Origin of the sequence: Aerosakkonema funiforme FACHB-1375, from assembly GCF_014696265.1 — a bacterium.
In the GTDB taxonomy this organism is placed as follows: Bacteria; Cyanobacteriota; Cyanobacteriia; order Cyanobacteriales; family Aerosakkonemataceae; genus Aerosakkonema; species Aerosakkonema funiforme_A.
This window is the reverse complement of sequence record NZ_JACJPW010000025.1, coordinates 1-16426: the sequence shown is the minus strand read 5'-3', so window position 1 is coordinate 16426 and position 16426 is coordinate 1. Positions and strand designations below refer to the sequence as shown.

At 43.5% G+C, this 16426-nt stretch carries 8 protein-coding genes; 1 reads left to right on the top strand and 7 read right to left on the bottom strand.

What is annotated here, in order from left to right:
• Positions 1-27: 27 nt before the first annotated feature.
• From H6G03_RS11565 to H6G03_RS11540, 6 genes are all read right to left on the bottom strand, one after another.
• On the bottom strand, positions 28-2739 hold the full coding sequence (locus H6G03_RS11565; protein WP_190464524.1) for a PAS domain S-box protein: 2712 nt from the start codon (positions 2737-2739) through the stop codon (positions 28-30).
• A 783-nt stretch (positions 2740-3522) separates the two neighbouring features.
• Entirely contained in the window at positions 3523-4239 is a 717-nt protein-coding gene (locus H6G03_RS11560; protein WP_190464523.1) for a PHP domain-containing protein, read from the bottom strand.
• Between the two features lie 230 nt (positions 4240-4469).
• Positions 4470-10130, bottom strand: coding sequence for a trifunctional serine/threonine-protein kinase/ATP-binding protein/sensor histidine kinase (locus tag H6G03_RS11555; protein WP_190464522.1), 5661 nt, complete (start codon positions 10128-10130; stop codon positions 4470-4472).
• 423 nt (positions 10131-10553) lie between these two features.
• Positions 10554-11804, bottom strand: a complete 1251-nt coding sequence (locus H6G03_RS11550) for a HetZ-related protein (protein WP_190464521.1) — start codon at positions 11802-11804, stop codon at positions 10554-10556.
• A 520-nt stretch (positions 11805-12324) separates the two neighbouring features.
• Entirely contained in the window at positions 12325-12987 is a 663-nt protein-coding gene (locus H6G03_RS11545; protein WP_190464520.1) for an L-threonylcarbamoyladenylate synthase, read from the bottom strand.
• Positions 12988-13051: 64 nt separating this feature from the next.
• Positions 13052-14248 carry an RNA-guided endonuclease InsQ/TnpB family protein gene (locus H6G03_RS11540; protein WP_190464519.1) on the bottom strand — a complete coding sequence of 399 codons (1197 nt, stop codon included), beginning with the start codon at positions 14246-14248 and terminating at the stop codon, positions 13052-13054.
• Positions 14249-14437: 189 nt separating this feature from the next.
• Between H6G03_RS11540 and larC the strand changes: the two genes are divergently transcribed.
• Positions 14438-15685: a nickel pincer cofactor biosynthesis protein LarC gene (gene larC, locus H6G03_RS11535; protein WP_190464518.1), complete on the top strand. Its 1248-nt coding sequence runs from the start codon at positions 14438-14440 to the stop codon at positions 15683-15685.
• A 125-nt stretch (positions 15686-15810) separates the two neighbouring features.
• Here the strand turns inward: larC and H6G03_RS11530 are convergent.
• Positions 15811-16426: SGNH/GDSL hydrolase family protein (locus H6G03_RS11530; protein ID WP_242060384.1), on the bottom strand; the 616-nt coding region annotated here is incomplete at its 5' end.

Below are 16426 nucleotides of genomic sequence, written 5' to 3'. Positions count from 1 at the left end.
TTAAAATTTGAAATCTCAAATCTGCAATTATGACATTTTGGGTTGGCGCAGGGGTATTTCGATCGCAAACTCAGATCCTAACCCAGGTTGGGAGTAACATTCCAATTTACCGCCATGCTTTTCTACTACAATTTGGTAGCTAATCGACAAACCCAATCCCGTTCCCTTGCCGATCGGTTTAGTAGTAAAAAATGGATCGAAAAGGCGTTTGCGTACCTCTTCCGTTATGCCTGGGCCATTGTCGGCAATGCGAATCACTACTTTGTCAGTTCTCAGTTCTTTTTTGTCAGATTCCCTCTTTTCTTCTTCCTCCGTAGATGAGGAGGGGAAGAGGGGGGGATTTCCACTAGCGGCTGACTTCTGACAGCACACTATTTCGGTGCGAATAGTAATTGTGTTGGGATTAGCCTGAATTTCCCGATCGGATCGCCTTTTGTTGGATTCCTCCAAAGCATCGATCGCATTAGTCAGCAGATTCATAAATACCTGGTTGAGTTGTCCGGCGTAGCACTCCACTAAAGGCAATTTGCCATACTCTTTAATAACTTGAATACCGACACGATCTGGTTTATCTTTCAATCGGTTTTGCAGAATCATCAGCGTACTATCAATGCCTTCGTGAATATCAACCTCTTTCCTTTCCGACTCGTCTAAGCGGGAGAAGTGGCGCAACGACTGAACGATCTCGCGGATGCGTTCTGATCCTACCTTCATAGAAGCGAGAACTTTGGGCAAATCCGCCATCATAAATTCTAAGTCGATCGCTTCAATTTCCTCTGCGATTCTTTCTTTCGGATAGGGATATTCCTCTTGATAAATTTGTACCAGTCTTAATAAATCTTCCGCATATTCTCTCGCATAAGCTATATTGCCGTAGATGAAGTTAACCGGGTTGTTAATTTCGTGCGCCACACCAGCCACCAGTTGACCCAGAGAAGACATTTTTTCACTTTGAATCAGCTGCGCTTGGGTATTTTGCAGTTCTTGTAAAGCTGCCTCCAGTTCAGTTGCTTTTTGTCTGATTTGCGCTGACGACTGCTGCAAAACAGACTGCACCTGTTTGCGATCGGTAATATCTACCGCCATACTCATCACCAACCGTCTCCCATCCGGTAATTGACCCAAAGGAACCGAACTAAATTCCCAAATTCTTTGCGAACCATTGGATGCGGTAATGACATATTCGCCTTCTGCTAATTGGCTGTTAATGTTATATAATCTGTCGATATCTGCTTTGACGAGTTGTTTTCTTTCTCCATACGCTTTTTCTGTCCAATCAGCAATCGTGGGAATATCCTCCTGACGATAACCGCTCAATTCTGTCCATGCTTGATTGACCGTTACTATCTCTCCATCTTCCGCATAAATGATTAGCGGTAACGGTGCATAAAAAATGGCAAAGCGAAACCGTTCTTCGCTTTGCCGCAAAGCTTCCAGAATTTGTTTGCGTTCGCTGATATCTTTATTGATTTCTAAAATGCTTAATGGATTGCCATTTTTATCCCGCTGCAAAGTCCAACTGCTCGCTACAGGAATTTGTTTGCCGTTACGTTTAGTGTCGATAAGTTCTCCTTCCCAGTGTCCCTCTCGCAGGCATATTTCTAAGATTTCCTCCAATGGTTGCGGAAATATCGTTTTCAAAAATGTGTGGATGTATTTGCCGACAACTTCTTGCTTTTTCCATCCGTACAGATTTTCTGCGCCTGTATTCCAATAAGCAACCAAATCGTCCAGATCTCGAATGATAATTGCTTCATTCGCCAGATCGATCGTCTGTACGTATTGCTGCAATGCTGTCTCTGCCTGTTCGCGTTCGCTGATTTGTTGATATAAAGTAAATTTTGCTACCTCTACCTGTTTTGCCTGTCGTCCCGCTTTTTGAATGCTGTATACCGCCAAAGTAAGGGAGCCTGACATTAAAATTCCCATCGTCAGCAGCGATTCCGGTAACTGCGATCGTTCTTCAGTTAGCAGCTGGGAACTCGGCCAAAGGCGCGATCGCAAAGTCACACCATCCAGGGGAACAGTTATTTCCTTTCCCCAAACATCTGCATTTTGGCTATCCTCTTTGTTGCGACTGAAGATTTCGGTATTGCCATCAAACACGCTTAACCCGTATTGGGGAACAAGATCTTTATTCGATCTAGTTTTGAACAAGCCTTCTGCTGTAAAAGCGGCAAAAAGGAAACCGTACTGGCGTTGTTCTGATGACAAAGGAACATAAATCCACAATTGTTTGCTTCCTTGTGGCGAAAGCGAAGGAAATACCATAATATCCTGTCTTTTGCTGTCTTTCGCCGCCAGCAATTGTTCGTGCAACTTTCTATCTGGGTCTGCAATTCCTTCTCTTGAGATTGTCCAGCGCGGCAAAAACGAGGTATCTACCCACTGTAAAATCTGGCAATTTGGGTAAACATCCAGATAAGTTTGGGCAGCTGCTTTCCATTCCCTTCTGTTTGGCTGTCCCTGAGTTTGCCAACGATTTGCCATCTGCCTCAATGTGACAATACGAGCTTCCAGGCTTGCTTGCACTTCGTTTTTCAGTGTCTGAGCGGCTAAATTAATCTTTGTCTCTATATGTGTTTGAGCTTCCATTTTTACTGCCCGCCACAGCCATAAGCTAGTCAGGATGCCGCAACTCCCTACGAGAAGGGGCAGGAAAAATATCTGCGTCGCCAATTTAATACCACCGCTTGCCCGCCTCTTTTCCCACTCCACAGATATATTTTCTATTGTCATAACCACCCTGTTTTGACATAGTTATACGGTATTATCTGCTCCTTGCCTTTGGAGACTTACGTTTTGACAATATACTTCTCCTCCAAAAGAATATTAAAGGCAGGTAGGATGCCTACCCCACAGGAATTTTCCAAGATGTCTAATATAACCGTGTTTCGCGACTCTATAGTTTCCACGATCGCTTGAGAATTTTCTTATGCCAAAGTATTTATTTATACTTTCTACAAAAATAGGCAGCTAGGCGCTCGCTTAGATCCACGATCTGGGCGACTTTACTAGAGTAACTACATCTGTTTTTTTTACGATAAATTAAGTAAATTTAAGAAATTTGACTTTTTAAATTTTTAAGTGAAAATACTGTTAATTTAAATTCAATCCTTCACTAAGCAAAAAAAAATCAGTCATGAAAAATTCTCAACCTGCAAAACATTTGGGTCAGTCAATTTCTCTGGGAGCGCTATTAATTTTAGCCAGCGTAGGTATATTTGCCTTAATGAGCATACAAACTGGCGGTTTTTAATAGCGATCGCACTCAGAACAGAAAAGCCATTTTTGATGATTTGCTGCCGCAGTGGCTACAGCTAACAGTCAACGGTGAGCTTAGCTTTGTGTTTTGACCTACCCCGAACGCTCTGCTAAATTGAGAAACTAAATGCCAGTAATTTACTCAAAATTTAAGTGAATATGCCGGCATTTTAGCGGTGAAAAGATACAAAACTAAGTTATGTAAAGTAACCGCAAAGCCAGCCTCTTTACCGCTAAATAAATGGTGCCGATCGATTTCTAGAGGCGCAGCAGCAAATTGAGACCGTGAGTATCGGTGCCGCAGGTATTTAACAATTCATAAGATGTACTTAACTGTTCCACCTGTTGCGTTTGCTCCGGGCTGGGACGCCAAGGGTTGGGATTGCCGTAGGCGTAGTAAGTTTCGACGCCATCAATGCCAATCCTAGCCGCTTCTGCAATTAGTTCGGCAGCTGAGCGCCGATAGCGAACTGGGTGAGCCAATACCGCTAAGCCACCAGCTTGATGAATAGCTGCAATCACGTTAGCTGCTTCAGCCTCAGCATCCAAAGGACTCTGACCCAGCAGATAAGTCAGCATACCAGGGTGTTCTGGGTCAAAGCCATAGCCCAGAATGTGAACCTCAGTTCCCAGAAGCCGAGAAGTAATTTCAACGCCAATCCACAAATGAGGTACAGAATAGTCAGAGTCATCGGGGTGTCTCTGCTGTTTCCTGTAATTTAAACAGCTTTTAGCCACCTCGTAACCGCCAATAGTGTGGTGATCGGTGATGGCAAATCCTTTCAGACCGATCGCAAGAGCTTGATCGATCAACTCTTCCGGCTTCAAGTTGCCATCCGAGTAAATGGTGTGCATATGAAAATTGAAATATCGCGGACAGCTGTCCGCGTTAATTGTTTTGAAGACTTTCCTTAGTGCTGATACTTCAGCATTTGCTATCTGGGCTGAATTTGAAGTCTGAAGGTTGATTGGCATAAGCGCCTCACAAGTCGCGTGCGTTAGTGTATAATAGATAACTTTTTTAAGTGGATCGGCTGATCGATCTCGATTAGGGAATGCAACAAACAACACTAACTTAGCAAAACTATACAATAGTATCATCCACCCTTCTCAAGCAACACCCCTGACAGGCAGAGCATAAGCCCCGCCTGTATAAAGGCACTGTATCCAGATTGGGGAAGGCCCCTACCCACAAGAAATCGATATCAAGCCATTTCGCTCTTTTTTTCGCTATTTTTAGGGGTGATTTGCTGTTTTGATTGCTGCCGTACTGGAATTTCAATGATAAACTCACATCCCTCTCCTGGTGACGAAACGCACTTCAGCTGACCGCCGTGTTTCTCTACCACAATTTGGTAGCTAATCGATAACCCCAAGCCAGTTCCTTTACCTACAGGTTTGGTAGTAAAGAATGGGTCAAACAACCGAGACAGTACTTCTTTTCGGATTCCAGGGCCATTGTCTTTGATTCTGACAGCCACTTTATTGCCATCGAACACTTCGGTAGCAATCCAAATTTGTGGATTTTCGATTGGGAAAGAAGGAAAGGCAGGAGAGAGAGGGAGAGGGGAATTCTCTTGTCCCTCTCCCTTTTCTCTCTCCCCTCCCTGTCGGACGGGGAGAGGTAGAGGTTGCCCCTGTGCTTCTTCCAAGGCATCGATCGCATTAGCCAAAATATTCATAAATACCTGATTTAGCTGCCCTGGATAACACTCAACAGAAGGCAAATTGCTGTACTTTTTAACCACTTCTATCGGCGGACGATCGGCTTTTGCTTTCAGGCGATGATGTAGAATCATCAGCGTACTATCAAGCCCAGAGTGAAGATCGACTAGCTTTTTCTCCGCTTCGTCAACTCGCGAAAAATTGCGTAACGACTGCATAATCTCGCGAATGCGATCGGTTCCCACTTTCATAGAACGAAGCAAAGAAGGTAAATCGTTCAGCAGGAATTCCATCTCAATATCTTGTGCGTGGTTTTGAATTTCCACTCCTGGATTTGGGTAACACTTTTGATATAGCAATAAATGCTCGATCAAATCCGAAGTGTACTCAGTAGCGTGATGGAGATTGCCAGCAATAAAGCTGACGGGATTATTCACTTCATGAGCAACACCCGCCACCAATTGCCCCAAACTAGATATCTTCTCAGTCTGAACGAGTTGTGCCTGTGTCTGTTGCAACTTATGCAAAGATTGCTCGAGTTGCAGAGCTTTTTCCCTTTCCCGCATTTCCGATGCTTGCAAAGCCCTATTCTGCTTTTCCAGTTGCGAGGAATAAGTTTGCAGATCCTCATAAAAACTGGCGTTTTCCAGAGAAATAGAGGCTTGAGCGGCTAATAGCTTTAATATTTCCAAACGCTGTTGGGTAAAAGCTCCCACCGCCAGGTTATTTTCCAAATAAAGAATCCCGCGCAGTTTACCTTGCTGGAGAATCGGCATACATAAAATCGACTTCGGTTGAGTTCTGATAATATAAGTGTCGCTCGCAAATCTTACCTCAACAGTCGCATTGTTTAATACCACCGTTTCTCCAGTTCTTTCCACATAGTTGATTACTGCTACAGGCAGATCCGGACGAGATTCGATGGGTACAGATGGTAGCACTCGCACTTTATCTTTTTCTACACAACCTTCCGCTACTAGCACTAACTTATTTCCCCTTTTTTTCTGAGGGGAGACGGTTTCAGGAGGCGAGGTTTCCTCGTGACTGGATTCGACTTGAGAACGTAAGAATAAGAAACCTTTTCTCGCACCGGCATTTTCGATCGCAATCTGCATCAACTTATCCAGCAAATGGTCGAGAACAATTTCCGAGGAAATAGCTTGCGATGCTTTCATCACCGAAACCAAATCCAGTTCCGCCGAACTTCCTCCTGTGGTAACGGTTGCTGTCCCCGTAACTTCTATACTAGGTGTTTCCCTGGCAAGTAGGCGAGCGAAAAATTCCGGATATCTTTCTGATAAATGTTTGACTTTGCTCTTCGCTCCCCAACGAATATAGCCATAATATGCTTCCGTCAAATAAGTGTGAGCGATCTTCTCTTTGCCAAGCAAAAAGTTAAACTCTGCGGCTAGTTCGTTTGCGAGTGCTTCTTCTTGGATGTAGCCGTGTTTTTTGGCAAGTGCGATCGCTCGTTCGTAACAATCAGTCGCTTTCGCTTCTTTACCCAAAACTCGCGCTTTCTCAGCTTCCACTAGCAGATACTTATGCTCGAAGTTATAGGGTGCGCTAACCGCCCATTTTTTCATTTTATTTTGCTGCGATCGCACCTTTTTTAGATATTGCTTTTGCTCGCTTGTAGAAGCATCCCGATACCGAGCTAGAAGAGCTAGAGAATAGTAAAAATTGTGTTCCGCAGGCAGCATCATCCCGCCAGCGGATTCTAAGTATTTCGCGGCTAAATCGGCGTTTTCTAAAGCGCGATCGACATCTTTAAATAAATAAAACAGTATTAATTTAGCCAGATATACTGCAAATAGGGAAGTGCCATTTTTAGCTTCTATTAAACCGGGCAACATTTCTAATTCATTAAAACTCTGCCCTACTAAAATGCAATCATTCTCTGACAAGCCTTGCAGATTTAATGCGAATTGCTTCCAAATCTTTTTATAGTTTATCAAAAATTCCTGCTTTATCCTCGACATTAATTCAATATATTGCTTATATTTTTGAGCGACATTTTCCAAATGTTCGCCCGTAAATAATACTGCTAGGCAATATGTTGTTGCACTATAACCGGCATATTCTATATCTCCAGTTTCCAGTCCGCTATGAATTGCTTCTGTCAAAGGTTCTATAGTTTCTTTTGCATGGGTTTTCCACGGGATAATATAACCGTTAATCATACTGATAACTTTGGCTTTCAGAGCATAGGCATCAAACCGATCCAACACGCTTAAAGCCAGTTGACCGAATTTATATCCAGAATCGATATCTCCTAACGCACCACACAAAATCATGCCATAAAAAACATAGGCAAACGCGGCAACAGACGAATTACCGTATTTAATAGAAAGGTTTACCATCGTTAAAATAACCAGTAATCCTATTGCCGGATTTGCAATAAACGCAGGCGCAGCGACGCTCTTCAAAATTCGCATGGCTGCCAGCTTAGAAGCATCTGTCATTTCTGGAAGTTTACTTAAATTTTCTATGCGTTTTCTTCCCAAAATTAATTTGGTCTGAATTAGAGCAACAATAACATTGAGATTTCCCGGTCGATTCGGCAACCGCACACCAAGCATTTGCAGAACTTGCAATGCTGTATCTATGGCTTCTTGCAAATGATTTTGAGATATATAAAACAGGATTTTTGTTTCATATACTGGAACTTTTTCTAGCAGAGTTTTAGCTTTGTGGAGAACTACTTCAGAAAGTGCCGCTCCTCTTTCGTAGTTGGTATTGAGATATTCAGCTTCCACCGCTTCTACATACAAATCAAGCGTAAGGTTATAATCGGTATCCCAACTCGACTCTGGCAGAAGTTCCAAACCTACATTTAAATACTTAACAGCGGCTTCTATTGCAGTGGCTGACTTTGCTTTTTTGCCAGCGATTAAATTAAGTTTTGCCAGTTCATATTTTTCTGCTTGTTTGACCAGCAGTTCAACACCGATATTTAGCTGGTTGACAATATCAAAGATATTTTCTTCTAGCGCGTATTTAGATGTTTTGTGCAACAACAGTTGACCAATTTTCAGGTGAGTTGCTTTCTGGCGATCGTCCAGAATCAGCGAATAAGCTGCTTGCTGAACTCTGTCATGGAGAAACTTGTAGCTAATTGAGATTTGTTCTCGATCATTAGTCATTTCCAAATGACTTATCACTGATGACTCTTGACGAATCGCCAGAGGAATTTTGTAGGTATTGCTTAGAGGCAGAATTAGACCTGCTTGCAGTGCTTCCCACAAATCGTTGGCAGTTTCTATAACAGATTTCTCATTGACAATGGCAAGCACATCTAAATTAAATTGATTGCCAATGCAGGCAGCTAATTTTAAAATATTAATTGCGTTATCAGATAATTTTTGAATATTTCTAGCAACGAGTTCGACGACATTGTAATCGGTAATTCCAATACTTTGAATTTGTTCTATGTCCCAAAGCCATCGCCCTTCGCTGAAGTCGAAATGCAATAGTTTTTCGGCATAAAGAGTTTGCAGCAGCTGCGTTAAGAAGAAGGGATTACCCTGAGTTTTGTTGAAAAGTAGTTCTGCTAGTGGGTACAGGCGATTGGGTAAAGTTTTTCCTCGATCGAGGGTATCGACTAATAGTTCGCTGACGTGAGATAAATTTAGAGGTTGTAGGACGATATTACTGACCGATGTCCCAGCTTGTTGAATTTTCTCTATAGTTTGAATGGTAGGATGAGTTGGATTTACTTCGTTGTCTCTATACGCGCCGATCGTCAATAGATATTTGATATCCGAGTCGGTCATGATGCTCTGAATCAACTTCAGAGAAGCCGAATCTGCCCACTGTAAATCATCTAAGAATATGACTAGCGGGTGTTCTGGTTTTGTAAATACCTGAATAAATTTTTGAAACACCCGATTGAAGCGATTTTGGGATTCAGTTGGGCCCATTTGCGGTACGGCAGGCTGTCTCCCAATAATTTTTTCAACTTCGGGAATTACATCAATAATTACTTGCCCATTTTGCTCGATCGCATCTAAAAGTTCGTCTTTCCAATTTTTGATTTTTTCAGTATTTTCTGTTAAAATCTGCCGCATTAATTCTTGAAATGCTTGAATAAGAGCGGCGTAAGGAATGTTGCGCTTTAATTGGTCGAATTTGCCCCAAATAAAATAACCTCGCACTCCCACAATCGGTTTGTGAACTTCATTGACGACGGAAGTTTTGCCAATTCCTGAATAACCGCTGACCAGAATCATTTCTGTTGTACCAGCAGCAACGCGAAGAAATGTTTTCAGAAGTTGGTCAACCTCGGTTTCCCTTCCGTAAAGTTTTTGCGGAATAATAAATTGTGCGGATTTGTCCAGTTGACCGGGAATAAAGTTTTCAATTTTGCCGTTTGTCAATAGCTGATTCAAACAATTTTCTAGGTCTGCTTTTAATCCCAGAGCAGTTTGATATCTTTCTTCCGCAGCTTTGGATAATAATTTCATCACTATTTCTGAAACTGCTTCTGGAATTGCTTGGTTTACTTGATGAGGCGGTACTGGTTTTTTCGCAATATGACAATGCACCAATTGCATCGGATCGTTCGATTGAAATGGTAGCTTACCCGTTAATATTTCATAGAAGGTAACGCCCAATGAATAGAAATCGGTACGATAGTCAATTGACCGATTCATTCGCGCTGTTTGTTCTGGTGAGATATAAGCGATCGTTCCTTCTAGTAAATTGGGATTTTCGATCGTCGCCGTTTCTCTATAAAGGCGCGTGGCTATGCTAAAATCAATAATTTTGACAGACCATGTTTGACTGTCTATCAGAATATTTTGCGGTTTGATATCTTTATGAATTATCTTGTCTTTATGTAGGTCTGCCAAGATTGATGCCAGTTGAATGGCGATAGAAAGAAACGAAAGTAATGGGATTTTTTGAGATGTCATTAAATCTTTGAGCGATTTATCCCCAAAATCCTCTAATAGCAATGCCAACCCGTTTTTATAATTCTCCAAACTATATACTTTAATAATTCCTTCTATATGCAGAGATTCCAGAATTTTGTATTCATGACGCAAGCGGGTAATTTCTTCTAAAGTTGGATATTCTGCTTTCAGGGTTTTGACGATCGCACTTGTATTATCCCGCTCTCTATAAGCCCGATAAATTAAGGTTTTTACGCCTTCATGAATGGGTAAAGGTAGGATTTGATAATCGTTTAGGGTAAGCATTTTCTTCGCTCTCTCGATTTAAATACGTGAATTTACTAACAATTAGATTCGGTAATCTCACTGATAATGCGATCGGTGACAGCTCGGCAACTTAAAAATTGCAATGGAAAGTTAGAGCCATATACTGACAGTCAGCAGATGTCTCTAAACTCGTCTTACCCTGGTGGAAAGTAGCAGTTAATATGGAACTAAATTTACCCGTAGGCTGAGGCCAAGGTAGATAGGAGAATTAGCTGCTGTATTCAAGATTACATAAAATTAAAAAAATTAGTTTTTTTTAAACAAACCTCAACAAAAGAGTTAACAAAAACAAACAAATATGTAAAAAAAACTTAATCATAGCCGTGGGATAAGCCAAAGTACAGACGCGATCGCATCTGTACTAAACTAAAATCAACCGATTCCCTGGAAAACTTTGCATCGCTATTTTTGGGTAGAAGTGCTGCTGTTGCGAGCTTGCCAAGCGAGTTCCAAAAGCTGAGACCAACGCTTTTCCACTTGTTTGGCAGTCCATTTGAGGGCAGAGGCGATTTCGCGATCGCTAACTCCTTGACGTTTGAGTTCCAACAGTTGCTGCTGCTGTGGCGTGAGTTTTTGCCAAAACGCTTCCCACTGCCGAGTATTCATCCCCAGCTTTTGATCGAGATCCGCACCTAACCATTGATGTACTAATTGCCATTGATGCAGGCGGGCAAACTTTTCCACATGGTACTTAAAGCGCTGTTGCAGGTAGTCGCGCTGACGGGAAGACAGACCGAGAACTTCGTCGATTTCCTGTGCAGAGAGGTCTTGCAATTTTAAAGTCAGATAATCGACGCAATCTGATTGACCTTGAGATTCCAGATATTCTATCAATTCCGATATCAGCCGATCGCGCAACACCGCTTCCGCCGGATCGGTTGTTTCCGCCACCATAGAAGCACGCACCTGCTGCATCGCCGGGTCGCGTCGTACAGTTTCCGCCTCTTCACCTTTAGGAGATTCAGCAGCTGACTCCATATCCACCGCAGTCTCCGCCGGTTGGCGGCGAGAGAAAGTTTGGGCGCGGAGTATAATTAATTGTTGACTGGCACCGCCGCCCAAATTGATTCGCCGTCTGGCATATTGTTCCGTGAATGCGAGATATTCCGCTACTTCCAGCGAGTTGCGCGGCGTGTAATCCTCTGGAAGCTCCGTTTCTCTGCGGAAAGCTTTGAGCGACTCCATGAAAAAGCCTTGTAAAAAGTCTTCGACTAAGTGATAGCGAGCTTGGAAGCTTAACGGCTGACGCATCGGTGTAATGTAGCGGTAGACGATCGCACCCAAAGTGCTGTGCAGTTCGACGCGCCCTTGTTTGGAACCGAGATTGTAGTAGGACAGACACTTTTGCAACCGGTGTCGCGCCAAAGTTAGTTGCCAAGAGCGAATTTGACCGGATTTTTGGATGCGCGAACTTTGGCGACAAATTCTTTCCACCTCGTTAGCTAATCGATTTGCCACTGCTTTGACAGCAGCGCTGGATATTTTTACCCCCCTGTCTGACTGAATTTGAGCTTGCAATTCTTGAGAAATTTCGTTGGCGAGGGCAACGCTGTCCATTTCGGACTCTTGCTCTGAAGGGTGGATGTCCATAACAGTAGTTTTTGGTAGAGCTTCTAGAGTTGCGGTAGGGAAATTTCTATATGCGGTTTTCATAGTTAATTGGAGAGATGACACCATAAAGGACTGAGAGTCTTTGAGCGTTTGAGGAAAGTTGGCTGCAACTGGTGTTGCCTCAATCGCTTACATTTAGACTCTAAGCAGTCTGAATTTGCCGCAGTTATGGCGGTGTCCCTGTTCTTTCATTGGTCAAAAATCAGCTCTGGGAACCCTTGAAGCGAGTAGGTTCTCAGAGAGCGCATAGAACCAGCCTAATTCATTGTGCAGAGAGAGTTTTAGGCATTTACACTTCATACGATCGCACATCTGCCAGTTGCGATCGCGATCGTCTATCCAGTGGACAGTCAGCCAACTGGTAACGAGCGGTCATTTCTCATCAGTCATCCATCATTGGCACAAATAACTGAGGAGCGATCGAATTTCACGTTTACTTCACACTTAATACTTTTTCTTCAAAACTTCTTCAAAAATCACACCAAACTCGATTTAAAAACCTATATTCTCCCCAGTCGCCAGTCCCTAGTCCCTAGTCCCTAGCCCCTAGCCCCTATTCGCTTCAAACAACCCAAGCAGTAACTTCCTCCCATCCCAAGCCCTGCCGTACCACAACAGGTTCTTCCCCCGTCAAATCCAGAATCGTCGAACCCTCATATCCCGGTTCCTGTCCGTTATCCACGATTACATCGACCAGCTTTTCCAAATGGTCAAACAGTTCCACCCGCGAGAAAAAGCCATTGCTTTCCACCCCAGGCATCGGCGCATACTGTTCATCACTGAGTACGTGCGCCGAAGTAGAAATAATCGGATTGCCCAGTGCATTTAACAAAGCCAAACATACCCCATGATTCGGGACTCTAATCCCAGTAGTTTTGCGCTTGGGATTCATTACCAGCTGAGGCACTAACTTAGTTGTCGGTAATATAAATGTGTATGGCCCTGGAATCAAACTCTTCATAATTCTGTAGGAGGAGTCGTTCACCCACGCATAAGTAGAAACATTAGATAGAGAAGGACAAAGGAACGTTAGGGGTTTGTCATTCGATAGTTGTTTAATGCGCCTCACTCGTTCCACCGCCGACTTAACATACAGATCGCAGCCAATGGCGTACACGGTATCGGTGGGGTACAGCATCACTGCCCCATCCTTGAGGGCATCCTTAATTTGCTCTATACTGCGGGCTTGCGGAGTATCCGGATGAATTGTGTAAATCGTAGCCATAAATTTTTCGTTGGCTAATTTCTAACATTAGTTAACTTTGACAATCTCCCGTTATAGCTTTAGCTTAACGGGGAGATTCCTGTTTCATAGAAGAAAGCTTTTTAGCAGAATTGCTAACCAGACTTACATCTTCTCCACAAGCTTGAAATTCCGACTGCCCATCGGTATTTGTTGACAAAATCCTAATACCCTCTTCTCGCAAGTTTCTCGCAGCATTTTCATCCCTATCATGGTGGGTTTCGCATTTCGGACAAACCCATTCTCTATCATTTAGGGTAAGGGAATCATTCTTAAACTTGCAACAATTACAAAGCTTCGTACTAGGAAATAATCTATCAACCTCTACAAGTATCCCGCCAACTCTTTTCAACTTGGACGCTAAGAAATTTACCAGCATTCCAAATCCAGCATCTAAAACAGATTTTGCTAGTTTAGTGCGTGCGACGCCTTTTACGCAAAGGTCTTCTACTACAATGACTTGGTTTTCGTCAACTAATTTACGAGAGATTTTGTGGAGGAAATCTTGTCTTGTATTTGCTATTTTATGATGAACCTTGGCTACCCTCTTAACCTGCTTTTTCCGGTTGTTAGAGCCAAGTTTTTTCCGAAATAATGATTGTTGTCTTCGTCTCAGTCGTTTAGCGTATTTCCTAGTGGGTTTAATTGGATCGACTTTGTAAGTTGTCTCCCCATCAAACACTGTCACCAAGGAATTAAGACCTAAATCAACTCCCGAAATCTTACCCTCTTTAATTGTTGGAACATCTTCAACTTCCAACAAAATCGCGGCGAAATATTTATCTGTGCTATCTTTGGAGACGGTCACAGATTTAATTTCGCCCATTAGCTCTTTTGAGATTACCGCTTTAACAATTCCCAGTTTGGGAAGTTGTACACCATGCTTTTTGATTGAGCAACCTGCTGGATATCTCAGGGATTGCTTCTTATGTTTACTTTTAAACTTTGGAAATCCAGCGCGATGCTCAAAGAAATTCTTGAATGCTGTTTCTAGGTTTTTAAGCGATTGCTGTAATGCAGAAGATGACGCTTCTTTTAACCACAAAAAATTCTCATGCTTCTTCAGTTGCGTCAAATCTTTGGCCATATCGCAATAGTTCAAACCTTTCCCTATTTCCTGATATTGAGTATTAGTCTTATTTAGGTAAAAGTTCCAAACGAATCGGCAACAGCCAAAGTTTTTCGCCAAGGCTATCTGCTGTTTTTTGTTTGGATACAATCTTACCTTTAAAGCTGTTAACATCGCTTTATCAATTCATAATTGCTAACAGTATAGCTTGGGGAAATACCTTTGTCAAACTATATGGATTCGCTGCGCTCAATTAATTTGGTTGGTCGCAATTCATCCCCCGTCATAACGCAGTTTGACGGGGGTCCTCTGGCGATATTGCGATAAAATTAGTGACGTGCGATGACCTATGACTGAGAACCAATGAACAAGCTAGCTTACCTCGAATGTCCTGCTGGCATTGCCGGTGATATGTGTCTGGGAGCGCTGGTCGATGTCGGTGTTCCCCTGGACTACATAAAAGAAAAGCTCCACCTTTTGGGTATTTCTCACGAGTACGAGTTACGAGCGGAACTCGTCCAGCGTAACGGTCAGCAAGCAACTAAAGTTCATGTAGATTTAACCGATGACCATCATCACCATCACAGTAACGGTCACAGTCATCACCGCCATCTGCCAGAAATAGAAGCTTTGATTTTGGCGGCTAAGTTGCCCGTGCGGGCGCAAGCTGCCAGTTTGGCAATTTTTCGCAAATTAGCAGAAGCAGAAGGCGCGGTTCACGGTATAGCGCCGGATAAGGTGCATTTTCACGAAGTTGGAGCGACCGATGCGATCGTCGATATTGTCGGTACTTGTCTGGGATTGGATTGGTTGGGAATCGACCAAATCTACTGTTCGGCAATGCCGACTGGGGGCGGTACGGTAACAGTGGCACACGGTCAGCTGCCAGTGCCCACACCAGCAGTGCTGAAGTTGTGGGAGTCTCGCCAAGTGCCAGTTTATAGCAATGGCATAGACAAGGAATTGTGTACGCCGACGGGTGTGGCGATCGCAGTCACTTTGGCCAGCAGTTTTGGCCCCGCACCGGAAATGATTCTCCACCGCGTCGGTCTCGGCGCTGGTTCCCGCCAGTTGCCCATTCCTAATATTTTACGCCTCTGGATTGGTGAAGAAATCCTAGCAGAAGGGCTCAGGGACAGAGGGGTAGAAGGTCGGGGAAGTATATCGCCTGAGTTGGAAACAATTTCGGTATTGGAAACGCAAATTGATGACCTCAGTCCGCAGGCGATCGCATATACTTTTGATGCCTTATTTGCATCTGGTGCCCTGGATGTTTTTAGCCAGCCGATTATTATGAAAAAATCCCGTCAGGGCGTATTGTTAACTGTTATCTGTCATCCCGAAAATCAACAAGCTTGCGAAGCAATTTTATTTCGAGAAACCACAACATTAGGTATCCGCCGTTCCACCCAAATGCGAGCAATTTTGCAGCGGGAAATTCAGCGAGTTATCACTCCTTACGGTGAGGTGCGCGTCAAGGTCGCTGGCAGTAGCGGTAGTATTACAAACGTGCAACCGGAATACGAAGATTGCGCTGCTTTGGCAAAACAAAATAACGTCAGTTGGCGCGAAGTTCATCGTCTAGCTTTACAAGCTTGGTACAGCCGATAACTAGGGCGTCGGGGCTAGGGGCTAGGGCTTAGGGAAGAGGGAAAAGGGAAGAGGGAAAAGGGAAAAGGGAAGAATTTTGACTTTTGACTTTTGACTTTTGACTTTCCCTCTTCCCGACGCCCTGGCTAGATACTTACCATTTCTGGAATCGCCGTAGTTGTTTTCAGCGCTGTTTCTGCAATTAACTGGTGGGCGCGGGCAGTGGGATGTATGGCATCCCAAAATAAATACTCGTTCGGGTTAGTTCCTGGCGGTAAGGTAAACCCGCTCACCGCTGGGTTAGTACCCGCTCCTGGCACCAAATTGTTGGTGACATTGGTGAATCCGTAATTGGCAGGGTTGGCGATCGCATTACTAAACAGAGTACTGACATCAACAGGGATAATGTTAATGTTCGGATTTTGTTCTAGACTTTGTATGGTTGCAGCCAACGTGCTGTTATGGAAGTTGGTCAGTTGGGCGAGTCCTTGTTGAACTTGCGACCCATTACTAGCTGCCCCTGGAGTTACGCCTAGATTTGGCAAGTTAGGCATCATAAAGTTTCTCCCCCCAACTGCGGCGAGTTTTGTGACCGCACTAGCCAAATTATTCACCGTCGTCGCAAAATCTGTTGAACCGCCGCCAAGGTAATCATTAAGTAGTCGGACAAAAGTAATCGACACTGTATGAACTTTTGTTAAGGCACTTGCAGGAGTGCCTTCGCACAGCGTGCCGTAGGCATATCGTGCATCGGCACAATTA

Excerpts from the sequence above, each read along its gene's own strand:
- H6G03_RS11565 (WP_190464524.1), bottom strand. The coding sequence starts at position 2,739 with ATGACAATAGAAAATATATCTGTGGAGTGGGAAAAGAGGCGGGCAAGC.
- H6G03_RS11560 (WP_190464523.1), bottom strand. The coding sequence starts at position 4,239 with ATGCCAATCAACCTTCAGACTTCAAATTCAGCCCAGATAGCAAATGCT.
- H6G03_RS11555 (WP_190464522.1), bottom strand. The coding sequence starts at position 10,130 with ATGCTTACCCTAAACGATTATCAAATCCTACCTTTACCCATTCATGAA.
- H6G03_RS11550 (WP_190464521.1), bottom strand. The coding sequence starts at position 11,804 with ATGAAAACCGCATATAGAAATTTCCCTACCGCAACTCTAGAAGCTCTA.
- H6G03_RS11545 (WP_190464520.1), bottom strand. The coding sequence starts at position 12,987 with ATGGCTACGATTTACACAATTCATCCGGATACTCCGCAAGCCCGCAGT.
- H6G03_RS11540 (WP_190464519.1), bottom strand. The coding sequence starts at position 14,248 with ATGTTAACAGCTTTAAAGGTAAGATTGTATCCAAACAAAAAACAGCAG.
- larC (WP_190464518.1), top strand. The coding sequence starts at position 14,438 with ATGAACAAGCTAGCTTACCTCGAATGTCCTGCTGGCATTGCCGGTGAT.